Consider the following 21,879-nt stretch of genomic DNA (forward strand, 5'->3'; position numbering starts at 1 on the left):
TCGCACAAAGGAATAATCGGGTGGCGAACCATTTGTACAAAAACGACCTGCCGGACGGGTTGGATCTGGGCCCCGTTGTGGCCATTGACTGTGAAACCATGGGTCTGAACCCACATCGTGACCGCTTGTGTGTGATTCAGATGTCGGGTGGAGACGGCAACAGCCATATCGTGCAGGTGGAAAAAGGCCAGACAGAGGCGCCGAACCTATGTGCCATGCTGGAAAACCCTGACGTGCTGAAGCTGTTCCATTTCGGGCGCTTCGACATCGCCGCCATGTACCATACCTTTGGTGCTCTGGCCGCGCCGGTCTATTGCACCAAGATCGCCAGCCGCCTGGTGCGGACCTATACCGACCGGCACGGGCTCAAGAACCTGTGTCAGGAACTCATCGGTGTCGATATTTCCAAACAGCAACAGATGAGCGACTGGGGCGCAGTCTCACTTACAGACGCTCAATTGGATTATGCTGCGTCAGACGTACTCTATCTGCATCAGCTGCGCGATGCGCTAAACATTCGTCTGGTTCGCGAGGACCGGACTGAAATGGCGCAGGCCTGTTTTGACTTCCTGCCGATGCGTGCGAAACTGGACCTTGCCGGTTGGCCCGAAACGGATATCTTTGCGCACTCATGACCGATACCGAAGCATTCCTGAGAACCGCCCGTCAGGTGGTGATAGACGAAGCCCGCGCGCTGGACGTCCTTGCCGACAGTTTGGACAAGCATTTTGCCGAAGCGGTGCAACTGATCCTTCAGGCCACCGGGCGCATCATCATCAGCGGTATCGGCAAGTCAGGCCACATAGGTCACAAGATTGCGGCCACGCTGGCCAGCACCGGAACGCCTGCCTATTTCGTGCATCCGGCAGAGGCCAGCCATGGGGATTTGGGCATGGTCTCCAAAGGTGATGTGGTTCTCGCGATCTCGAATTCGGGAGAGGCACCGGAACTTGCTAATCTGCTGGCCTTTACGCGCCGCTTTGGCATTCCGCTGATCGGATTGTCCAGCAAACCTGACAGCACATTGATGAAACAGGCCGACGTACATCTTCTGATCCCGTCGATGGGCGAGGCTTGTGGCTATGGTATGGTGCCGTCGATTTCCACGACGCTGACCCTTGCCATGGGCGATGCATTGGCGATTGCCCTTATGAAATACCGCGATTTCCGACCCGAGGATTTCCGCGCCTTCCATCCCGGCGGCAAACTGGGTGCGCAATTGAGTACGGTACAGGATTTGATGCATGTCGGAGAGGCCCTGCCTCTGGTTGCGGCGCATACTCCGATGAGCAATGCGCTGATCGAAATCAGCCAGAAGGGGTTTGGTGTTGCTGGTGTAACGGACCCGCAGGGTCAGTTGGCCGGGATCATTACAGACGGTGACTTGCGGCGCCACATGGATGGGTTGCTGAACAAAACGACCGAGCAGGTAATGACCCCCAACCCCACAACCATATCCCCGGGTGCGTTGGCGGAAGAAGCGGTCGCGATCATGAATGACCGTAAGATCACCTCGCTCTTCGTGGTTGACGAGGCTACATCAGGTCAGGCTTTGGGGCTGCTTCATATCCACGACTGCCTGCGTGTCGGTCTGGGCTGAGGGAGGCTGAAGTGGACAGATATTCCCGCATGGTGCAGTTCCTTAAGGTGCTGTTGCCGCTCGCGGCTATTGTGATGTTGTCCACGGTATTCTTGCTGTCCCGCAGCATCGAAACAAACGTATCCGTGCCCTTCGCGCAGAAAGACATTGATGAGAGACTGGAACAACAGGTGGTAACGCGGCCGGATTACCGCGGAACGACCCGCAAGGGAGAGACCGTGCATATCGAGGCTGTGCAAGCCAGGCAGGGCACCGAGGCGTCGGTTCCGACCGCGTCCGAGTTTCGCGGCCGCTTTGGGCTGCTCAATGGCGGCACAATTTCCCTGGATTCGAATTCCGGCCAGATCCGTCCGGATAGTGGAACAGCAACCTTTGTTGGTGACGTGGTCATCACCACGGCGGATGGTCTCAAGGTTACGACGGATCTGCTCAATACCTCGTTGGATGAAGTCCGGGGCGACACGCCGGGGCAGGTGAACGGAACCGGTCCGATCGGTAACTTTTCTGCGGGGCGTATGACCTTTGGCACTGAAAAAACGGACGGGCCAGTCCATATTGTTTTTACAGATGGTGTGAAGCTGGTATACGAGCCTGAAAAAGCAGAAAGATAACTTGTGTTCGATTTTCGATTTGTTCCTTTGTGCCTCGCGTTGATCGCGGGCGCCGCGCCCGTGATCGCGCAGGAGGCGCAGGTGGCTTTTGGGTCCGCGAATGCCGATCCGAGCCTGCCGGTCGAGGTGACATCGGAAACCCTGAACGTCAATCAAGAGGACGGATCGGCCGAGTTCATCGGGAACGTTATCGTCGTGCAGGGTGAAATGCGCCTGACAGCCGAACGCGTGCTGGTTATCTACAATCAGGAACGCTCGGCGATCGAGCGAATGGAAGCGACCGAGAATGTGGTTCTGGTCAGCCCGCCGGATGCAGCGGAAGGCGACTGGGCTGAATACAAGATCGGTTCGGGTGAGATTGTCATGAAGGGCAATGTCCTGCTGACACAGGGCCCCAGCATCATCAGTGGCGATCAGATGAACGCCAACCTGACTACGGGCACTGCGACCATGACCGGGCGGGTCAAAACGATCTTGCAGCAGGGAAACAACTGATGGCGCGTCCCGACCTGAAACTGACCGAGGGCAGTTCCGGGCTGCGCATCGAGAAATTGCGGAAGTCCTACAAAAAAAAGACGGTGATCCGCGATGTCTCGATGACGTTGGGCCGGTCCGAAGTGGTAGCGCTGCTGGGGCCGAACGGGTCAGGTAAGACCACAACGTTTTATTCAGTTGCGGGACTTGTATTCCCCGAGGCGGGAAAAGTCACGATAGACGGCCAGAATGTGACTACTTTGCCGATGTACCGGCGGGCGCGGATGGGGATCGGCTATCTACCGCAGGAGATGTCGATCTTTCGCGGCATGAGCGTCGAGGACAACATTGCTGCCGTTCTGGATATCACGGTCTCTCATGCGCATAAGCGCAAAGAGCGTTTGGAAGAGCTGCTGTCGGACTTCTCGATCGAACACTTGCGCCGGGCCCCGGCATTGGCGTTGTCAGGCGGCGAGCGCCGCCGGGTCGAGATCGCGCGCTGTTTGGCCGCAGACCCCAAATACCTGCTGCTGGATGAACCGTTTGCAGGCGTTGACCCGATCAGTGTCGGGGATATTCGCCATCTGGTCGCGGATCTGAAAAAACGCGGTATTGGTGTGCTGATCACCGATCACAACGTCAGGGAAACGCTGGAAATTGTCGACCGGGCCTATATCCTGCATGACGGTCAGGTTTTGATGTCCGGCACACCTGATGAGGTTGTCGAAAACGAGAATGTGCGCCGCGTCTATCTGGGCGAGAATTTCCGCATTTCATAATCTTGCGCGGAGTTGTGCCAATTGCATGGCGGAAATCGCGTATATACACATCTGTTTTGATTGACTCTTCCCTCGTCTCTTGCCTCAATTGGCTTATGGCATTTACCCGGCTCCAGTCTGGATCTCGATGTCCCTTCTTCGAAGGGCTGGAAACAAGGCAACCGCGGAAAATGTCTCGACCCCCCACCCGATAAAAACAAGCTCGTCGCGTTTCGCGGCGTCAGAATGGGTGTGAATTGTGAAGGAGATCACATGCGTTACCAAATCAGCGGAAAACAGATCGACATCGGTGCGGCGTTGCAGACACACGTGCAGACCGAACTGAATGAGGTCGTGGGCAAATATGCGCAGCGGCCTACGGATGCAAACGTCGTCTTTTCCCGTTCGGCGCATGAATATGTATGCGAGACAACAGTGCACCTGTCCACTGGCCTGACGGCTCAGGCCAAAGCCCATGCAACCGAGATCTACGCGGCATTTGAGGCATGCTGTGATAAAATGGAAAAACAGTTGCGTCGTTACAAGCGTCGCCTGAAGGACCACCACAAGGATCGGGTCGAACCGGTTGAACTCTTTGGGGCGTCCTCTTATATCCTCGCTTCTAACGAATCGGAGTCGGCCGATGAACCCGAATCGCTTCAGCCAATGATTGTGGCCGAGATGGAAACAAAAATCCCATCTTTGAGCGTCGGAGAGGCCGTTATGCAAATGGAACTTGCCGGTGCGCCAGTACTGGTGTTCAGAAATGAAAACAAGGACGGATTGAATGTCGTTTATCGTCGCGATGACGGTAATATCGGCTGGATTGATCCGTAACAGGCAAGGATACGGGGCCGCGCCCGCTGATGCGGGTGCGTGCCATGGAGCGTGATCATGGAGCTTTCGAGCATACTGAAGCCCGAAGCGGTGCGTGTTTTGTCCGCGGCTTCCAGCAAGAAGCGGCTGTTTCAGGAAATCGGTGACGTCGCCGCGGCGACGCTGGGTATCGATCCTCAGGAAGCGGTTGATTTCCTGCTGGAGCGGGAAAGCCTTGGACCGACCGGTGTCGGCCATGGTGTGGCGTTGCCACATGCGCGCCTGCCCGATCTTGATTCGGTGTCAGGTGTTTTTGTCATGCTTGAGAAGCCGATCGATTTCGGTTCGGTTGATCGCCAGCCTGTGGACATTGCCTTCGCGCTGTTTGCACCGGAAGAGGCGGGCGTTGATCACCTCAAAGCTCTGGCTCTAGTGTCTCGCACATTACGGGATACTTCGGTTTGCACCAAGCTCCGGGCGAACCCTGATCCGGTAAAGCTCTATGCGATCCTGACCGAGGCGCAGTCTATGCAAGCCGCCTGATTAACAAAAAAGCCCCCGAAAACCGGGGGCTTTTTTCTTTCCGTTTGGCCGGATCAGCCGCCGGTTCCCATTTCCAGCGTCCACCAGATTTTACCACCGCCTTCCTGATGCCAGGCGAATCCCATTTGGGTGGCCTTGGCGTCCATTATGACAGCCCTCGGTCCGGGTTCCTGCATCCAGGCGGCAAGCGTTTCAGTCTCGGTCTCGTAAGTTTCGGAAATGGCTTCCCCCAGAAACGTGCCGAAATAGCCAACACGCGCTGCCCGGTCGATCGGTGATGAACCGTCTGAACCAAAGTGCCAGGGCCGGTTCTGCCGCGACATATCCTTCGAATGAGTCGCCGCCGCTGCGTTCAGCTGCGCGTTCAGCTGTACGGGCTGCAATCCCTGGGCCTGACGCAAGGCATTGACGGAATCAAGCATGCGGAACTGCAGCTTTTCCGGATTGCCGCGGATCTTATATACGGTCGGCAATGGGCGACCATCAGATCCCAGGGTGGTTGAGCCAGTGTTAGTACATGCCGCAAGCGCGACAAAGCAAATCAACAGTAAAGAAACGATGCGCGTCATGTTCGACCTGATTATTGTATCACAACAGGGCATAGCGTGCCTGCTTGTTCTGAGCAAACGTGCAATGGCCACAACTTGCGTGATTCTGCCGGTTTGGTTTGCGACTGAAGCATTCTGGCCATAGAATGCCTCTGATTTCAGACTTCACCAAAACACAGGACCCGTTGTCATGGTCAAAAAGCGCATTCTTTCGCCTACCCGCAGGGGATTTCTAGCAGGGGCTACCGCCACTCTGGCGACACCTGCACTGGCGCAGTATATCCCAGGCGACCCGCTACGTCCCGCGCCCGAGAGTGAACCAGCGGTTCGCCGCAACGTATCCGGGTTCCGGGCATTGGATTGGCAACCGTATTTCTCGAACACCAGAAATGGCGCCATATTGGTCGATACCGTCTCAAGAGCGCTGCATTATTGGTCGGATGATCAATCGGTGTACAAATTGTACCCGTCGTCGGTTCCGCTGACCGAAGACCTTACCCGGCGCGGGCGCACCAGTGTGATCCGCAAGGTCGAAGGCCCGAGCTGGTCTCCGACGCCGTCGATGAAAAAGCGAAATCCGGAATGGCCGGACTATATTCCTCCGGGTCCTGATAACCCATTGGGAACGCACGCTTTATATCTGAGCTGGAAGTATTATCGCATTCACGGCACCCATGATACGCGTAAAATTGGTCGCAGATCGTCGAATGGATGTATCGGCCTTTTCAACGAAGACATCGCCGAGCTGTTTTCGATGGCAAAGGTTGGCACGCAAGTGTTGCTAATATGACGACATTTTCATGTGCGAAGCCGCTTACAGGTCAAGTTGCAATTGCATTCCCGCTCTAATGCTGATTAGAAAAAACTACGAGGTAAGTCTTAGATGTGCGGCTCCGGATATTGGAACCGTGCAAATTCTGGAGGTTAATATGAAGAAACTCGTTCTCGCCGCAGCTCTGACTGCAGCAGCTTCGACTGCATATGCTGGCAACCTGAATGAGCCGGTTGTTGAAGCACCTGTTGTTGTTGAAGAAACTCAGGGTTCGTCGCAGGGCATTCTGCTGCCGCTGATCCTGCTGGTCGTTGTTGCTGCTGCTGTTGCTGCAAGCTAATCCGACACGGAATTCATGAAAAAGGCGGTGGAGCAATCCACCGCCTTTTTTAATTCCAACAGGTCTTCAAGCCTGTTGCGCGCCGAAGGGATACTGACGCGCCAGTATCAAGCCGAGCCTGACGTTCTCATGAGAAATGCGGCTTGTGTTCTGGAAACGCTTTACGCCAGCCACCCGCGCAGATTGTCTTCGATCACCTTTCCAAGTGCCGCGATATGGGCGCCGTCATCGTTAAGGCATGGAATATAGGTAAACGTCTCGCCGCCTGCTTCTTCGAAGCTCTCTTTGATTTCTTCGTTAATCTCTTCCAGCGTTTCGATGCAGTCCGCAGAAAACGCCGGGGCAATAACAGCAATGTTCTTTTTGCCTAGCTTCGCCAGGTCGGCCACGTGTTCCACAGTGTAAGGTTTCAACCATTCTTCGGGGCCAAAGCGCGACTGGAAGGTCGATACCAATTGATCATCCGTCCAGCCCAGTCGCTCCTTTAACAGCCTCGTCGTTTTAGCACACTGACAGTGATAGGGATCGCCCTGCTGCAAATACCGCTCGGGCATCCCATGATATGAGCAGACCAGAATGTCGGGTTTTGTTTCCATAGCCTCGTATGCACGTTCAACTGACTGTGCCAGCGCATCGATATAAATAGGTTCATCGAAATAGGCCGGAACGGTTCGCGTGGCGGGCTGCCAGGCTTCGTCCATCAGCGCGCGAAAGAACTGGTCGTTGGCGGTGGCCGTCGTTGCGCCAGCGTATTGAGGGTAAAGCGGAAAGAACAAGATGCGATCGCACCCTGCCGCTACCATCTCGCGCACTTTGGATTTGGTCGACGGGTTGCCGTAACGCATACAGAAATTGACCATGACCTGATCACCGTATCGTGCGTGCATGGCCTGGCTCAGCTTGGCAGTCTGGTCCTTGGTGATGGTCATCAGCGGGCTTTCGCCCTTTTCCTGATTCCAGATTGATTTGTATGCCTCGCCGGAACTGAATGGCCGTTTAGTCAGGATGATCGCCTGCAGAATCGGCTGCCATTTCCATTTCGGATAATCGATGACGCGCTGATCCGACAAAAACTCATTCAGATACCGACGCATCGGCCAATAGGTGTAATCGTCCGGCGTGCCCAGATTGGCCAGCAATATGCCGACGCGCCCCATCCTGATCTTGGGGTGATCCGTAGGAGCATGAGCGGGTCGCGTGGCATCAAACATATGAGGCTTCCTGAATTTCTTGCGTTAGGGCCTGAAATAAGGGGATTTGGTCGCGCGTCAATCGGGCAGTTTGCCCTCGTCGGTGCGCAAGGCGTCAGCCAAACGTGTTTGCGCCGACCCGGGACGCAGTGGCTTTGGTTGACTGTCGTGGGGGGCCCATCCCGTCAGGCAGATCAGTTCGAACGTGGCTGCCAGGCGCCCGGACCCCGTGGTGAAATGAGTCGCGTAGACGTTTTGCGCGGTTTCAAATACTGCGCGTTTGGTCGGGTGTTTCAGGCGCGCGGATAACGCATTGGCCTCACCCATATTCCGCAGATCGTGCATCAGGTGCCAGATGTCACGGTACTCAGCCGTGAGTGTCACCGAGTCTGCGACGGGCAAGGCCAGACCGGCCCGCTGCAACAAACCGCCCATGTCCCGCAGCTCGGCCATTGGAGCGATGCGGGGGCTGAGGCCACCGGTAACGTCAATCTCGGCCTGACCCAACGCCGCGCGCAATTCGTGCAGCGTTTCGCCGCCCAGACAAACAATCAGCAACAACCCATCGGGCTTAAGCGCGCGGTGGCATTGGATCAACTGACCTACCGGATCGTTTGCACAATGCAGTGTCATGGCGTGGATCACCAGATCATGTGCGCCGGGTTGCAGTGCCAGCACGTCGTTATCCGCAATGATCGAGGCCGCGGGAAAAGCGTCCGTCCAAAGCTGTGGGTAGGCCGTCACGATCGCTGCCGCCGTAAAGGTTTTGTTAACCATGGAGAGCCGATCCTGAACCTCGTCCATCGCGGCGCGGTGCAGAAAAAGAGCGTCATCCTGCACGCGGCTGCGATGACGCAGAATGGCGGCACGGTCAAAAAGTGAGGGTGCAGTGGGTTCGGGCAGTTTCATAGCTGGCAAGTATCGTATCGCGCAACGGATTCAAACCGCACTTGCGCTGATTTATCCACCACGTTGCATGGGGTGCGGCGACCTGACCGAGTCCGATTTTGGCCTGTGTGGCCCATGCTGGCGGGAAACGCCATTCATTGGCGGCACGGTCTGCGAAAGCTGCGGTTTGCCCCTGATTGGGGGGCAGGACGGGTTTCGGACTGAGTGCGACGATTGCCTGAAGACCGCGCGCCCCTGGAGGGCAGGCCGCGCCGCGCTTTTGTATGACGGCAAGGCGCGGTCACTGATCCTGGCGTTGAAACATGGTGATCGGCCCGAACTGGCCCGCCCTGCCGCGCAGTGGATGGCGCAGGCAGGGCGCCCATTGCTGCGAGCGGGTATGGTGATTGCTCCGGTTCCTCTGCATTGGTCGCGCTTGCTCAAAAGGCGATACAACCAGTCAGCTCTCTTGGCGCGGAACCTGGGGCGTGAGACAGGATTGGAATGCGTGCCCGATTTGTTGATTCGCAAAAAAAAGACGCCGGTGCTGGACGGCAAAACAGCAGCCGAGCGGGCACAGATCTTGGAAGACGCGATATGCCTTCAGCCCCGAAATGCCCGCCATCTAACTGGCCGGAACGTCTTGCTGGTAGACGACGTGATGACGTCCGGGGCAACACTGGCCGCATGCACTCGGGTCTGTCAGGCGGCGGGGGCAAATCATATTTTTGTGTTGGCTCTGGCGCGCGTTGCTAAGAATGCCTAATTCGCCCAAGATTGCGCGAAATCCGAAGGGAACGGAAAATGAAGTCGGTAGAGATCTATACATCGCCACTGTGCGGGTATTGTCATGCAGCCAAACGCCTGCTGAACCAGAAAGGTGTCGAGTTCAAGGAAATCGACGTGCTGATGCACCCCAAACGCAAACCTGAAATGATTCAACGTGCCGGAGGCAAACGCACGGTCCCGCAGATTTTCATCGGCACAACGCATGTCGGCGGTTGCGATGATTTGTACGAGTTGGAGCGTCAGGGCAAGCTTGACCGTCTGCTTGCGGCCTGATGAAAACCGCGCTGCTGCAAATCACCTCGTCGGACGATCCGGCTGAAAACGTCGGGATGGTACGAGGCCTGATGGCTGAAGCGGCAGAACAGGGCGCCCGCTTTGTTCTGACGCCAGAGGTTACGAATTGCGTTTCGACCAGCACCACACGGCAGCGCGCGGTTTTACAACATGAAGAAGATGACATCACCTTGGCGGGCCTGCGCGAACAGGCTGCTGATCTGGGTGTATGGCTTCTGATCGGCTCGTTGGGGCTCAAGACTCATGACAATGACGGTCGTTTTGCCAACCGCTGCTTTATGATCGGACCGCAAGGTCAGATCGTGGCGCGGTATGACAAGATCCATATGTTCGATGTGCAGGTCACCGAGACCGAGACGTTCCGCGAATCAAAAAACTACCGCCCTGGCGAAAAAGCGGTCATCGCCGAAACGGATTTCGGCAAGGTTGGTCTGACGATCTGTTACGATATCCGCTTTCCATATTTGCACGCGGCGCTGGCGCAGGCGGGCGCGCGCATTCTGACCGTCCCGGCCGCGTTCTCACCGGTCACGGGCGCCGCGCATTGGGAGGCCTTGCTGCGCGCACGCGCAATCGAAACCGGGTGTTGGGTGCTGGCCCCGGCCCAGACAGGGGAACACCCGAAAACCGGTAGCAAAACACGTTATACTCACGGTCACAGCATGGTCGTCGACCCGTGGGGAAAGGTGCTGATCGACGCAGGGACCGATCCAGGCATTCACATTTTCGATTTGGATGATAGTTCTGTAACTGAGGCACGCCGACGTGTCCCTTCACTGCACCACCGCCGATCCTTCGACGGACCCTGACAGAACGGAACAATGACAGACGACACCAATGCCCTTGCGGTCACGCTGTTCAGCGAGATCCTGACCGCCGACCAGCTATTGCGGAACCGGCTTAGTCGCGTGCTGCCCAAGGGCATGGAAATCTCGCATTTCTCGGTTCTGAACCACCTGGCTTTTGTCGCGGATGAGCGCAGCCCGGCGCAGCTGGCCAACACGTTCCACGTCACCCGCGGCGCGATGACCAACACCTTGGCCAAGCTGGAATGGGCCGGATACATCCACATCCGACCCGATTGGGACGATGCCCGCCGCAAGATGGTGGCGATCAGCCCCGCCGGTAAACGCGCGCGGGATCAGGCGATTTCCTCGATTGCCCCGTTGATCAACCGCGTGGTCGGAGAGTTGGGGGACGACCGTGTTCGTTCGACACTGCCGGTGCTGCGCGATCTGAGAAAGCAGCTGGAAGGGGAATAACCTTCAACCCGGTTTCACACTTGCCGTTACGTAATTCACGCTCAAATCCCGGTCCGAAATCGACCAGCTCCACAGGATCGGGTTGAACACGAATCCCTTGCGGTCCACCGGCTCGACCCCGGCTTGGCGCAGCAGGTCGAACAACTCGTCAGGGGTGATGAACTTGTTCCACTCATGCGTGCCGCGCGGCAGCCAGCGCATTACCACCTCGGCCCCGAAAATAGCCATCGCATAAGATTTCGGGTTGCGGTTGATGGTTGAGCAAATCAGCAGCCCGCCGGGCCTGAGCAACTGCTGCGAGGCGGTCAGGAAACCCTCCGGGTCGGCCACATGCTCCACCACTTCCATGTTCAGGACCACGTCGAACTGCTCACCCGCGGCGGCCATGTCTTCGGCTGTGGTGTGGCGATAGTCGATCTGCAAACCGGACTGCTCGGCATGGATACGCGCAACAGGCAGGTTGCCTCCGGCGGCATCGGCCCCGACGACCTCGGCCCCCAGACGCGCCATCGGTTCGCTCAGCAGACCACCGCCACAACCGATATCCAACAGGCGCAGACCTTCGAACGGTTTCCGCGCTTTCAGATCGCGGTCGAATTCACCGGCGATCTGCTGTGTGATATAATCCAAACGGCAAGGATTCAGCATGTGCAAGGGTTTGAATTTCCCATGAGGATCCCACCATTCCGCCGCCATCGCTTCGAATTTTGCGATCTCGGATGGATCCACCGTGTTCGGATGCGCTTGCATTCCTGTCTCCGTATGCTCTTTTACGCTTAAGGACTATATAGGGCCATAATGGACAAGTACCCGGACCAAAAGCGCGCAGTTCAATATCTGTACCCGCCGATCGACCCGTTCGACCAGCGTATGGTCGATATGGGCGACGGGCACCGTATCTATGTGGAACAATGCGGTAATCCCGAAGGCATACCGGTGCTGATCCTGCATGGCGGTCCGGGTGGCGGTTGCAGCCCTGCAATGCGCCGCTACTTTGATCCGCGTGTCTACCGGGTGATTCTATTTGATCAGCGTGGGTGTGGCCGGTCTCGCCCCACGGCTTCGGTTGAAAACAACACGACATGGCATTTGGTGGCCGACATTGAACGGTTGCGCGACCTGCTCGAGATTGATGAATGGATAGCTTTTGGCGGCAGCTGGGGCGCGACCCTTGCCTTGATCTACGCGCAGTCGCATCCCGACAGGGTCAGCCGTTTGGTGCTGCGGGGCGTGTTTCTGGCAACTCAGGCTGAACTTGACTGGTTTTATGGCGGCGGAGTGGGGCGTTTCTGGCCGGAGCAGTGGCAGAAATTCACCGCGCTTTTGCCCGAGGCCGAGCTGAAGGACACCATCACCGCCTATAACAAACGCCTGTTCTCGGGGGACCGCGCGACCGAGACCCTGTATGCGCGGGCATGGTCGCACTGGGAAAATGCGCTGGCATCGATCCATACGAACGGATCAGTGGGCGAAAGTCCCGGCGAATACGCCCGTACATTTGCGCGGCTCGAGAATCACTATTTCTACAATAAGGTGTTTCTGGAAAAGGATGGGCAGATCCTAGATCAAATGGACCGGATCGCTCATATCCCGGGTCACATCGTGCAGGGGCGATACGACATGATTTGCCCGCCGCAGGCCGCCTGGTCGCTAAGCGAACGCTGGCCGAATGCCGAGATCAAGATGGTACGTCAGGCCGGTCATGCGCTTTCTGAACCCGGGATCAGCGCAGAACTGATCCGGATCATGGATCGCGTGGCGGAGGGTTTGGCATGACACGCATCGACCGCCGTGCCTTGTTTGCTTCGGGTGCCGCCGCCGCGCTGCTTGCCGCGACAGGCGCGTCTCTGGCGGACAGACCCGAGAAAGGCGGAACGCTGCGATTGGCCGTGCCGCGCGACGACAGTCTTGAGCAGGTGGCGCGCGGTGCTGTTTTCGACACGCTGACCGAGATCGCCCCGGATGGCACTTTGCGGGGCGAGCTTGCGACGGGCTGGCAAACCGACGCCGATGCGAGGGTCTGGAGCTTTGATCTGCGCAATGATGCGGTGTTCCACGACGGCGCGCCTTTGGACATCTCAGACGTTGCGACCGTATTGGCCGAAGTCGGGTATACCGAGGCATTGACCGCCAACCGTTTGCGGCTGGAACTGGCCGAGGCAAATCCGGGCCTTCCATTCCTTTTGGCGGAAAGTCGTTTTGTCATTGCCCGCAATGGCGAAGACGTCACGCCGCTACACAGGGCCAACGGTACGGGTTGCTACCGTGTCGAGCGCGCCGAAGACGGGCGACATTTCCTGGGTCGCCGTGTTTCGGGACATTACAAGGACGGTCAGGCCGGTTGGGTCGATGCATTCGAAGTGATCGTTATTCCCGATGCCCGTGTCCGCGCCGAGGCATTGCGCGATGGCTACGTCGATATTGCGGCTTTCCCAGATCCGTCCGAGATCCGCAGTACGCGCGGTCTTCGCTTCCATCCTTCCGAGACCGATATGGCACTGGCCGTTTCTGGGACGGTGGGATTGCCGCGGCAGATTGCCGGACGCACGGTTCTGGACGACGGTCGTATCGCTGAACGGTGGTGGATCGTGTAATTCCGGGTGATACTTCTGTCGGGGGTTGCAGACTCGGATCATCCTGCGTATATGCAGTTTCAACAGCGGCGCGTTGGACTTCCGGTCCAAGGCTCCACCGGAAAATTCGACGGGCCGCGCGCCCGTTTTTTTGTGCCCGATTGACAGGGTAGAGAACCTGATGACAAACGACCTGATAGCCAAAGCTGCCATCGACCGGCGACTTGCCGAGATCATCACCCCGGTGATCGAAGACCTGGGGTATGAGCTGGTCCGTGTCCGGCTGATGAGTGGCAAGCAGACCACGCTGCAAATCATGGCTGACAAACCCGAAGGCGGCATCGAAGTGGATGACTGCGCCGAGATTTCGAATGCGGTCAGCGCCACCCTGGATGTGGAGGACCCGATCCTCGACGCCTATACGCTTGAGGTGTCCAGCCCCGGTATCGACCGCCCCCTGACGCGCCTCAAGGATTTTGAGACTTTTGAGGGGTATGAGGCCAAGATCGAAACCTCTGAACTGATCGATGGCCGCCGCCGGTTCAAAGGGGAACTGGCCGGGATCGAAGGGGAAGAGGTTCTGATCAATATTCCCGAAGGGTCCGAGACGATCACAATCGGCCTGCAATTCGACTGGCTGAGTGATGCCAAGCTGGTCCTGACCGATGATCTGATCAAAGAAATGCTGCGCCAGCGCAAAGATATGGGCGCCCTGAACGAAAAAGCTTTCGACGAGATTGAGACCGAAGGGTCCGAAGAGGAGACGAACTGATGGCAATTACCTCAGCCAACCAGCTGGAGCTGCTGCAGACTGCCGAGGCCGTGGCCCGCGAAAAGATGATCGACCCCGGTCTGGTTGTCGAAGCGATGGAGGAATCGCTCGCCCGCGCTGCCAAGAGCCGCTACGGCGCCGAGATGGACATTCGCGTGTCGATCGACCGCAAGACCGGCAAGGCGACATTCACCCGTGTGCGCACCGTGGTCGAGGATGACGAGCTTGAGAACTATCAGGCCGAATTCACCGTCGAACAGGCCAAACAGTACATGGAAGACCCGCAGGTCGGTGACGTTTTTGTTGAAGAAGTGCCGCCGGTCGAAATGGGTCGGATCGCGGCGCAGTCCGCCAAGCAAGTGATCCTGCAAAAGGTCCGCGAAGCCGAGCGTGATCGTCAGTATGAAGAATTCAAGGATCGTGCGGGCACCATCATCAACGGTGCCGTCAAGCGCGAAGAATTCGGCAATGTTATCGTCGATCTGGGCGGTGCCGAGGCCGTTCTGCGCCGCAACGACAAGATTGGGCGCGAAAGCTATCGCCCGAATGATCGTGTGCGCGCGTATATCAAGGAAGTCCGCCGCGAAGTGCGTGGCCACCAGATCTTCCTGTCGCGTACCGCTCCGGAATTCATGGCCGAGCTGTTCAAGATGGAAGTACCGGAAATCTATGACGGTATCATCGAGGTCAAGGCCGTGGCCCGTGACCCAGGTTCACGCGCCAAGATCGCTGTAATTTCCTATGACGGCTCGATTGATCCCGTTGGCGCCTGCGTTGGTATGCGCGGCAGCCGCGTACAGGCCGTTGTGAACGAACTACAGGGTGAGAAGATTGACATCATCCCGTGGAACGAAGACCAACCGACCTTCCTGGTGAACGCGTTGCAACCTGCCGAGGTTTCGAAGGTTGTTCTGGACGAAGAAGCAGGCAAGATCGAGGTTGTGGTTCCTGAAGAGCAACTGTCTCTTGCAATCGGTCGTCGCGGTCAGAACGTGCGTCTGGCAAGCCAACTGACCGGCCTGGACATCGACATCATGACCGAAGCTGAAGAATCAGCACGCCGTCAGAAGGAATTCGAATCTCGTACCAAGCTGTTCATGGACAGTCTGGATCTGGACGAATTCTTTGCGCAGCTGCTGGTGTCCGAAGGCTTCACCAATCTCGAAGAAGTTGCCTATGTCGAGATTGATGAACTTCTGGTCATTGACGGCGTCGATGAAGGCACCGCGCAGGAACTTCAGACCCGGGCGCGTGAATTCCTGGAAGCCCAGGCCAAAGCCGCTCTGGATGCCGCGCGCGCACTGGGTGCCGAGGATAGCCTCATTGAATTCGAAGGCCTGACACCCCAGATGGTAGAGGCTCTGGCCAAGGACGATGTGAAGACGCTGGAAGACTTCGCAACCTGTGCAGACTGGGAACTGGCCGGTGGCTGGACCACAGTTGACGGTGAACGCGTCAAGGATGATGGCGTTCTGGAGCCCTTTGGCGTCACGCTCGAAGAAGCACAAGACATGGTCATGACAGCGCGTATCCTGTTGGGTTGGGTTGATCCGGCCGAGCTGGAGCAGGCGGAAGAAGACATCGACGACGACGCAGCAGACGAGGAGGTCGAGGCCTGATCTCAGGTCTCGGGTGGCGCGTATGGGTCGCGGTGGCGTCCATAAGGATCGGTCTGACGGACCCGAACGCAAGTGCATCGCCACAGGCGAGGTTCAGCCTAAATATGGCTTGATCCGCTTTGTGACGGGGCCGGACGGTCAGGTCTTTCCGGATGTCGCGGCAAAGTTGCCGGGGCGGGGCGTTTATGTGGCGGCGGATCGTGCCGCGCTGGACAAGGCCATTGGCAAGAAACTGTTTGCGCGGGGGTTCAAGGCACAGGTGACCGTGCCTCAAGACCTGACGGCAGAGGTTGAAAAACAGATCGCGCGCCGTGTGATTGAGTTGCTCAGTCTGGCGCGCAAGTCCGGCGACGCGGTTGCCGGGTATGAAAAGGTCAAGTCGTGGCTGGACCGGGAAGAGGCTCAGGTGCTGATTCAGGCCACTGATGGATCGGGGCGCGGCAAGTCGAAGCTCAGTACGCCGCACTTAGGAAAATACATCGGTTGGCTGACGGCAGACGAATTAGGGCAAGCATTTGGGCGCCAAACGGTGATTCATGCGGCCTTGGCCTCTGGCGGACTCGCCAAACGTGTTGTAGAGGAAGCGCAGCGCCTGCGTGGCTTGCGCGAAACGGATGACGGCGGCAAGGGCCGCGCGGAAGGGTAAGAAGCTTTATGAGCGATAGTGACGGCAAAAAGACATTGGGTCTTCGTGGCGGGGCACGCCCCGGAAATGTGAAACAGAGTTTCAGCCACGGACGCACCAAGAATGTCGTGGTGGAAACCAAACGCAAGCGCGTGGTGGTCCCCAAGCCGGGCGCGGCAAAGCCGGGTGGCGGTGCCGCCCCTTCGGGTGATCCGTCGCGTCGTCCCGCAGGTATTTCCGACGCGGAAATGGCGCGCCGTATGAAAGCTTTGCAGGCTGCCAAGGCCCGCGAGGTCGAAGAGGCCGCTGAACGCGAAGCCGCTGAAAAGGCACGCGAAGAAGAGCGCGTGCGCCGCCGTGCGGAACAGGAAGCGAAAGAGCGCGAGCAGCGTGAAGCCGAAGAGCGCGCCCGTCAGAAAGCCGAAGATGAAGAGCGCAAGCGCGTGGAGGCTGAAGAAGAAGCCAAGCGTGCTGCTGTTGCTGCTGTTGCTTCGCCGGCCCCTGAAGAAGCCAAAGCTGCACGTAGCCCGGCCAGCAAACCTGCGCCTGCAGCCGCGCCTCGCAAGCAGGATCGCGAACGCGAACAGCGCGGTCGTGGCAAGGGCCGCGAAGACAACCGTCGTTCAGGCAAGCTGACACTGGGTCAGGCCACTGGTGACGAAGGCAGCCGCCAGCGGTCGATGGCAGCGATGAAGCGCAAGCAGGAACGCGCCCGTCAGAAAGCCATGGGCGGTTCGGTCGAGCGTGAAAAGGTGATCCGCGACGTACAACTGCCTGAGGCGATCATGGTCTCGGAACTGGCCAACCGTATGGCCGAGCGTGTGGCTGACGTGGTCAAATCGTTGATGCAGATGGGTATGATGGTCACGCAAAACCAGACCATCGACGCTGATACTGCCGAACTGATCATCGAAGAGTTTGGCCATAAGGTCACACGCGTCTCTGATTCGGATGTTGAGGACGTCATCAAAGAGGTCGAAGACAGCGAAGACGATCTGAAGCCTCGTCCGCCCGTCATCACCATCATGGGTCACGTCGACCACGGGAAAACATCGCTGCTGGATGCAATCCGCGATGCGCGCGTTGTGGCTGGTGAGGCCGGTGGCATCACCCAGCATATCGGCGCCTATCAGGTGAAAACCGATGGTGGATCGACGCTGACATTCCTGGATACACCCGGCCACGCGGCGTTTACCTCGATGCGCTCGCGCGGTGCTCAGGTGACCGATATCGTGGTTCTGGTTGTCGCTGCCGATGACGCGGTCATGCCGCAGACAATCGAGGCGATCAATCACGCGAAGGCGGCCAAAGTGCCGATGATCGTGGCGATCAACAAGATCGACAAGCATGATGCAAATCCGGACAAGGTGCGCACCGATCTGTTGCAACACGAGGTGATCGTCGAGAAAATGTCGGGTGAGGTTCAGGACGTAGAAGTGTCCGCCATCACCGGTCAGGGTCTGGACGAGCTGCTGGAAGCCATCGCATTGCAGGCCGAGATTCTGGAACTGAAAGCCAACCCCGATCGCGCAGCCCAGGGTGCCGTGATCGAGGCGCAGCTGGATGTAGGCCGTGGTCCGGTCGCGACCGTTCTGGTTCAGAACGGCACGCTGCGTCAGGGCGATATCTTTGTTGTGGGTGAGCAGTACGGTAAGGTCCGTGCGCTGATCAATGACAAGGGTGAACGCGTTCAGGAAGCGGGTCCTTCGGTTCCGGTCGAGGTTCTGGGTCTCAATGGCACACCGGAAGCCGGTGACGTTCTGAACGTGACCGAGACTGAAGCACAGGCGCGCGAGATCGCCGCCTACCGCGAGCAGGCCGCCAAGGACAAACGCGCTGCCGCCGGTGCCGCTACCACCCTTGAGCAGCTGATGCAGAAGGCCAAGGAAGACGAAAGCGTCACCGAACTGCCGATTCTGATGAAAGCGGACGTGCAGGGCTCGGCTGAGGCCATCGTTCAGGCGATGGAGAAGATCGGCAACGACGAGGTACGCGTGCGCGTATTGCATTCGGGCGTGGGTGCAATCACCGAAACCGATGTCGGTCTTGCCGAGGCCTCGGGTGCTCCGATCCTGGGTTTCAACGTGCGGGCCAATGCGTCTGCCCGGAACACGGCAAACCAGAAAGGTGTCGAGATTCGCTATTACTCGGTTATCTACGATCTGGTGGACGACGTGAAAGCTGCCGCATCGGGTCTGTTGAGCGCCGAGATTCGCGAGAAGTTCATCGGTTACGCCGAAATCCGCGAAGTCTTTAAGGTCACCGGCGTTGGCAAGGTTGCCGGCTGTCTGGTTACCGAAGGTGTGGCGCGCCGTTCCGCCGGTGTCCGCCTGCTGCGCGACAACGTGGTGATTCACGAAGGCACGCTGAAAACACTGAAGCGTTTCAAGGACGAAGTGGCCGAGGTTCAGTCGGGTCAGGAATGCGGTATGGCATTCGAGAACTACGATGACATTCGCGCAGGCGACGTGATCGAAATCTTCGAGCGCGAAGAAGTCACCCGCACGCTGGACTAACCCGGCATAAGTTGAAAACGAAAAACAGCGACCCCCTTAGGCCGCTGTTTTCATTTGTCGAGGCGCTTATTTTGTTTGGGGCAGAAACGTAGCTGAATGCATGATGATATCGAAATGATGCATTCCTTGCGCGAGCATAAAGCTGACAGAGTGTCCGGACTTTCGCAGCCTTTCGGCATAGTCACGGCTTTGGCGAATGAACTCATCCGTATCCCGTTCGGCCACCGAAACATGGTATCGAGGACCGGGCCGGGGCAGATTGCGGATGGGTGACAGATCGTTGACCTCGACCGGTGTCAATTGCAGCGGATCGTTCACCGACATCAGGCTGATCGGTTCCAGGTCGTATATGCCGCTGATCAGAAGCACATCCCGCACCCGGAGCCCCGCTTTGGCAAGGGCGTCTGATGAGGTTGCCATCACCATCGCCGCCAGATGCGCGCCTGCACTGTGACCTGACAGGGTGATCCGCGACGGATCGAACCCCAACTCCTCAGCCTGGGCCGCCAGCCACAACAACGCGTCACGGCACTCGTCGATCATGTCGCCAATCCGGGCATCGGGTGCCAGCGTGTAGTTCACAGTCGCAAAAGCTTGCCCGTGTTCCAACAGCCCCGGCGCCATCAGAGACGACTCATTCTGGCTGAGCGCCTGCCAGTACCCGCCGTGAATGAAGACGTGCAGGGGTGCCTTGTCATCGCGAGCGGGAAAGAAATCCAAAACTTGAAGGGGGCTGTCACCATAAGCCAGACTTTCCCGTACCGGAAAGCCGGCCCGCGCCTGAGCACTCAGCGCCTGATAACTGGCAAGATAGGGGCTCAGGTCGCCGCCGATCATTGTGCTGGGAGAGTACTCCCGCTCCAGATCGGATTGCGAAAATCCTCGATACAACATGTCTTAGTTCTGCCCGCTATATATCAATTCCGTACGCACGTCGTAAAGGTCGTGGAAAAACCGCAGCTCTAGCGCCTTTCGCAAAAAGGCCACGCCGCTTGAGCCACCAGTGCCAGGTTGCATCCCGATCACGCGCTCAACCGCGGTGGCATGGTCAAAGCGCCAGCGTTGAAACAAACTTTCCACATCCATCAGCTTTTCGGCCAAAGCATAAAGATCCCAGTATTTTTCAGTGTTTCGAAACACCTCCACCCAAATTTGCACCACGCGCGAATCGCCGGAATAGGGTTGGGCGTAATCGCGTTCGATCAGATCTTTGGGCACATCGAACCCTTGGCGGGCCAACATGTGCAACACCTCGTCATAAAGCGACGGTTTGGTCAGTGCGGCATTCAGCATCTCCATCACCTCTGGGTCATGCGTATGGACCTTCAGTGTTGAGGCATCCTTGTTGCCGAGAATGAATTCGATCTGCCGATACCCGTAGCTCTGAAACCCTGACGAGCTGCCAAGAGCCTGCCGAAACGTCATATAGTCGGCAGGCGTCATGGTCAGCAGGGTTTCCCAAGCCGCAATCAACTGCCGTTGAATGGCCTTGATTCGGTCGAGGTTTTTCATGGCTGGGCCAAATTCATCCTGTTGCAGAAAACGGCGCACCTCGACCAGTTGGTGGTGCATCAGTTTCAGCCACAGTTCGCTGACCTGATGGATAATAATGAACAGCATCTCGTCCGGCTGCGCAGGGTCCTGAAAGGTCTTTTGCAGATTCAGCAGCGTTTTGAGTTGCAGAAAATCTCCATAGCTTTTGCGATGTGTCTCGGCGAAATCAGTGATCAGAGTGTCTTCGACACCTCTTTGCAACAGACGATCGTCTTTGTTCTCGCCCATCTCATGCCTCCGTTGTGCGATCCTTGCACCTGTCTAGGCGTTGAGTTCGTAACTTTCCAGCGGGTTAGGTCCAGTCAAGGACAACCTTGCCTGAGAGGCCGGATTTCATCGCGGCAAAACCATCCGCGAAATCATCAACCGCAAAGCGATGCGTGATCACGCGGGACACATCTAAGCCATTTTGCAGCATGGCGATCATCTTGTACCAGGTCTCGAACATTTCGCGACCATAGACACCCTTGATTGTGATCGCCTTGAAAACGATACGCGACCAGTCGACTGGAGATTTCCCCGGCGGTATCCCCAGCAAGGCGATTTTCCCACCCATCACAAGCGCTTCGACCATCTGGTCAAGCGCGGCTTGTGAGCCGGACATTTCAAGCCCCACATCAAAGCCTTCTTTCATTCCTAGCTGTGCGATGATGTCGTGCAAATCTTGTTTGGAAACATCAACGGTCCGCACCGACGGCACGACATGTTCCGCGAGTTTCAATCGTTCAGCGTTTATGTCGGTAATCACAACGTTACGGGCACCTGCATGGCGGGCAACGGCGGCGGCCATGATGCCAATGGGTCCTGCGCCGGTGATCAGGACATCTTCGCCCAGAAGATCGAAGCTTAACGCGGTGTGTACCGCATTGCCCAGCGGATCAAGGATTGCCCCGATCTCATCCGGGATATCATCCGGTAGGGGAACAACATTGAAGGCAGGCAGTTTCAGGTATTGCGCAAACGCGCCCTGTTCATTCACCCCGATCCCGCGCGTGCCGGGGTCGAGGTGAAACTTGCCTGCGCGGCTTTGACGGCTTTCAGTGCCGATCAGATGCCCTTCGCCGGAACAGCGCTGCCCAACGTTCAGGCCGGTTACGTTGCGCCCAATCTCAACGATTTCCCCAGCGAACTCATGACCAGTGATCATCGGAACCGGAACGGTGTGAGAGGCCCACTCATCCCAGTTCCAGATGTGAATGTCGGTACCGCAAATTCCGGTCTTGTTGATCTTGATCAGCACCTCATCAGGCCCAATTTCCGGGACCGGGGCCTGTACCATCCACAACCCCTCTTCGGGTTTCGACTTTTCCAGCGCTTTCATCGTGTTGGGTCGCA

The 21,879-nt window shown here is 57.6% G+C and carries 26 protein-coding genes; 19 read left to right on the forward strand and 7 right to left on the reverse strand.

Going from position 1 to position 21,879, the window contains the following annotated elements; genetic code table 11:
• Nucleotides 1-20: 20 nt before the first annotated feature.
• From ACR0ID_RS14715 to ACR0ID_RS14745, 7 genes are all read left to right on the forward strand, one after another.
• Nucleotides 21-635 carry a ribonuclease D gene (locus tag ACR0ID_RS14715; protein WP_480520013.1) on the forward strand — a complete coding sequence of 205 codons (615 nt, stop codon included), beginning with the start codon at nt 21-23 and terminating at the stop codon, nt 633-635.
• On the forward strand, nt 632-1,600 hold the full coding sequence (locus tag ACR0ID_RS14720; RefSeq protein ID WP_480606523.1) for a KpsF/GutQ family sugar-phosphate isomerase: 969 nt from the start codon (nt 632-634) through the stop codon (nt 1,598-1,600). The genes ACR0ID_RS14715 and ACR0ID_RS14720 overlap by 4 nt, the downstream gene beginning before the upstream one ends.
• Before the next feature lie 11 nt (nt 1,601-1,611).
• A complete protein-coding gene (gene lptC / locus ACR0ID_RS14725; RefSeq protein WP_480520011.1) occupies nt 1,612-2,211 on the forward strand; it encodes an LPS export ABC transporter periplasmic protein LptC in 600 nt (199 codons plus the stop codon).
• A 3-nt stretch (nt 2,212-2,214) separates the two neighbouring features.
• Complete coding sequence (locus ACR0ID_RS14730) at nt 2,215-2,706, forward strand: LptA/OstA family protein (RefSeq protein ID WP_480555273.1); 492 nt, start codon at nt 2,215-2,217, stop codon at nt 2,704-2,706.
• Nucleotides 2,706-3,464 carry an LPS export ABC transporter ATP-binding protein gene (gene lptB, locus ACR0ID_RS14735; RefSeq protein WP_480474775.1) on the forward strand — a complete coding sequence of 253 codons (759 nt, stop codon included), beginning with the start codon at nt 2,706-2,708 and terminating at the stop codon, nt 3,462-3,464. The genes ACR0ID_RS14730 and lptB overlap by 1 nt, the downstream gene beginning before the upstream one ends.
• Before the next feature lie 252 nt (nt 3,465-3,716).
• The gene (gene hpf, locus ACR0ID_RS14740; protein WP_480474777.1) at nt 3,717-4,280 is read left to right on the forward strand and encodes a ribosome hibernation-promoting factor, HPF/YfiA family; all 564 of its coding nucleotides are present in this window, start codon (nt 3,717-3,719) and stop codon (nt 4,278-4,280) included.
• A 57-nt stretch (nt 4,281-4,337) separates the two neighbouring features.
• The gene (locus ACR0ID_RS14745; protein WP_267363095.1) at nt 4,338-4,802 is read left to right on the forward strand and encodes a PTS sugar transporter subunit IIA; all 465 of its coding nucleotides are present in this window, start codon (nt 4,338-4,340) and stop codon (nt 4,800-4,802) included.
• Nucleotides 4,803-4,855: 53 nt separating this feature from the next.
• On the opposite strand, the gene dalA is transcribed toward ACR0ID_RS14745, so the two are convergent.
• On the reverse strand, nt 4,856-5,371 hold the full coding sequence (gene dalA, locus ACR0ID_RS14750; RefSeq protein WP_209507204.1) for a divisome-associated lipoprotein DalA: 516 nt from the start codon (nt 5,369-5,371) through the stop codon (nt 4,856-4,858).
• A gap of 169 nt (nt 5,372-5,540) precedes the next feature.
• Here dalA and ACR0ID_RS14755 point away from each other — a divergent pair, with 169 nt between their 5' ends.
• On the forward strand, nt 5,541-6,140 hold the full coding sequence (locus ACR0ID_RS14755) for a L,D-transpeptidase (RefSeq protein WP_480474779.1): 600 nt from the start codon (nt 5,541-5,543) through the stop codon (nt 6,138-6,140).
• A 139-nt stretch (nt 6,141-6,279) separates the two neighbouring features.
• Nucleotides 6,280-6,462 (forward strand): hypothetical protein, encoded by a 183-nt coding sequence (locus ACR0ID_RS14760; RefSeq protein WP_480474781.1) that lies wholly within the window; start codon nt 6,280-6,282, stop codon nt 6,460-6,462.
• Between the two features lie 161 nt (nt 6,463-6,623).
• Here ACR0ID_RS14760 and hemH read toward each other — a convergent pair whose 3' ends face one another.
• Together hemH and ACR0ID_RS14770 are read right to left on the reverse strand one after the other, a co-directional pair.
• On the reverse strand, nt 6,624-7,673 hold the full coding sequence (hemH, locus tag ACR0ID_RS14765) for a ferrochelatase (RefSeq protein WP_480606526.1): 1,050 nt from the start codon (nt 7,671-7,673) through the stop codon (nt 6,624-6,626).
• Between the two features lie 57 nt (nt 7,674-7,730).
• Nucleotides 7,731-8,561 carry a methyltransferase domain-containing protein gene (locus ACR0ID_RS14770; RefSeq protein WP_480606529.1) on the reverse strand — a complete coding sequence of 277 codons (831 nt, stop codon included), beginning with the start codon at nt 8,559-8,561 and terminating at the stop codon, nt 7,731-7,733.
• Here ACR0ID_RS14770 and ACR0ID_RS14775 point away from each other — a divergent pair.
• Genes ACR0ID_RS14775 through ACR0ID_RS14790 form a run of 4 tightly spaced genes read left to right on the forward strand, consistent with a single transcriptional unit; the run spans nt 8,542 to nt 10,885 of the window.
• Entirely contained in the window at nt 8,542-9,306 is a 765-nt protein-coding gene (locus ACR0ID_RS14775) for a double zinc ribbon domain-containing protein (RefSeq protein ID WP_480606532.1), read from the forward strand. The two genes, ACR0ID_RS14770 and ACR0ID_RS14775, sit on opposite strands and share 20 nt — an antisense overlap.
• A 38-nt stretch (nt 9,307-9,344) precedes the next feature.
• Complete coding sequence (gene grxC / locus ACR0ID_RS14780; RefSeq protein ID WP_480606535.1) at nt 9,345-9,602, forward strand: glutaredoxin 3; 258 nt, start codon at nt 9,345-9,347, stop codon at nt 9,600-9,602.
• A complete protein-coding gene (locus tag ACR0ID_RS14785; RefSeq protein WP_480606538.1) occupies nt 9,602-10,432 on the forward strand; it encodes a carbon-nitrogen hydrolase family protein in 831 nt (276 codons plus the stop codon). The genes grxC and ACR0ID_RS14785 overlap by 1 nt, the downstream gene beginning before the upstream one ends.
• Nucleotides 10,433-10,444: 12 nt before the next feature.
• Entirely contained in the window at nt 10,445-10,885 is a 441-nt protein-coding gene (locus ACR0ID_RS14790) for a MarR family winged helix-turn-helix transcriptional regulator (RefSeq protein ID WP_267363106.1), read from the forward strand.
• 3 nt (nt 10,886-10,888) lie between these two features.
• Here ACR0ID_RS14790 and ubiG read toward each other — a convergent pair whose 3' ends face one another.
• Nucleotides 10,889-11,635, reverse strand: a complete 747-nt coding sequence (gene ubiG, locus ACR0ID_RS14795) for a bifunctional 2-polyprenyl-6-hydroxyphenol methylase/3-demethylubiquinol 3-O-methyltransferase UbiG (RefSeq protein ID WP_480606542.1) — start codon at nt 11,633-11,635, stop codon at nt 10,889-10,891.
• Nucleotides 11,636-11,683: 48 nt separating this feature from the next.
• Here ubiG and pip point away from each other — a divergent pair, with 48 nt between their 5' ends.
• The 6 genes from pip to infB all read left to right on the forward strand — a co-directional run bounded on the left by pip (nt 11,684) and on the right by infB (nt 18,990).
• Complete coding sequence (gene pip, locus ACR0ID_RS14800; RefSeq protein WP_480474792.1) at nt 11,684-12,661, forward strand: prolyl aminopeptidase; 978 nt, start codon at nt 11,684-11,686, stop codon at nt 12,659-12,661.
• Nucleotides 12,658-13,479 carry an ABC transporter substrate-binding protein gene (locus ACR0ID_RS14805; protein WP_480606545.1) on the forward strand — a complete coding sequence of 274 codons (822 nt, stop codon included), beginning with the start codon at nt 12,658-12,660 and terminating at the stop codon, nt 13,477-13,479. The genes pip and ACR0ID_RS14805 overlap by 4 nt, the downstream gene beginning before the upstream one ends.
• A gap of 160 nt (nt 13,480-13,639) precedes the next feature.
• Nucleotides 13,640-14,230 (forward strand): ribosome maturation factor RimP, encoded by a 591-nt coding sequence (gene rimP, locus ACR0ID_RS14810; protein ID WP_480606548.1) that lies wholly within the window; start codon nt 13,640-13,642, stop codon nt 14,228-14,230.
• Nucleotides 14,230-15,849 carry a transcription termination factor NusA gene (gene nusA / locus ACR0ID_RS14815; RefSeq protein WP_480555264.1) on the forward strand — a complete coding sequence of 540 codons (1,620 nt, stop codon included), beginning with the start codon at nt 14,230-14,232 and terminating at the stop codon, nt 15,847-15,849. Before rimP ends, nusA begins: the two co-directional genes overlap by 1 nt.
• A gap of 22 nt (nt 15,850-15,871) precedes the next feature.
• A complete protein-coding gene (locus tag ACR0ID_RS14820; RefSeq protein ID WP_480474799.1) occupies nt 15,872-16,495 on the forward strand; it encodes an RNA-binding protein in 624 nt (207 codons plus the stop codon).
• A gap of 8 nt (nt 16,496-16,503) precedes the next feature.
• Complete coding sequence (gene infB / locus ACR0ID_RS14825) at nt 16,504-18,990, forward strand: translation initiation factor IF-2 (protein WP_480555262.1); 2,487 nt, start codon at nt 16,504-16,506, stop codon at nt 18,988-18,990.
• Between the two features lie 66 nt (nt 18,991-19,056).
• On the opposite strand, the gene ACR0ID_RS14830 is transcribed toward infB, so the two are convergent.
• The 3 genes from ACR0ID_RS14830 to tdh form a co-directional block, all read right to left on the reverse strand.
• A complete protein-coding gene (locus ACR0ID_RS14830) occupies nt 19,057-19,884 on the reverse strand; it encodes an alpha/beta hydrolase (RefSeq protein ID WP_480606552.1) in 828 nt (275 codons plus the stop codon).
• 3 nt (nt 19,885-19,887) lie between these two features.
• Complete coding sequence (locus ACR0ID_RS14835; RefSeq protein WP_480606555.1) at nt 19,888-20,772, reverse strand: tryptophan 2,3-dioxygenase; 885 nt, start codon at nt 20,770-20,772, stop codon at nt 19,888-19,890.
• A 64-nt stretch (nt 20,773-20,836) separates the two neighbouring features.
• Nucleotides 20,837-21,865, reverse strand: a complete 1,029-nt coding sequence (tdh, locus tag ACR0ID_RS14840) for an L-threonine 3-dehydrogenase (RefSeq protein ID WP_480606586.1) — start codon at nt 21,863-21,865, stop codon at nt 20,837-20,839.
• Between the last annotated feature and the right edge of the window lie 14 nt (nt 21,866-21,879).

This window comes from Ruegeria sp. AL2 (assembly GCF_056540845.1).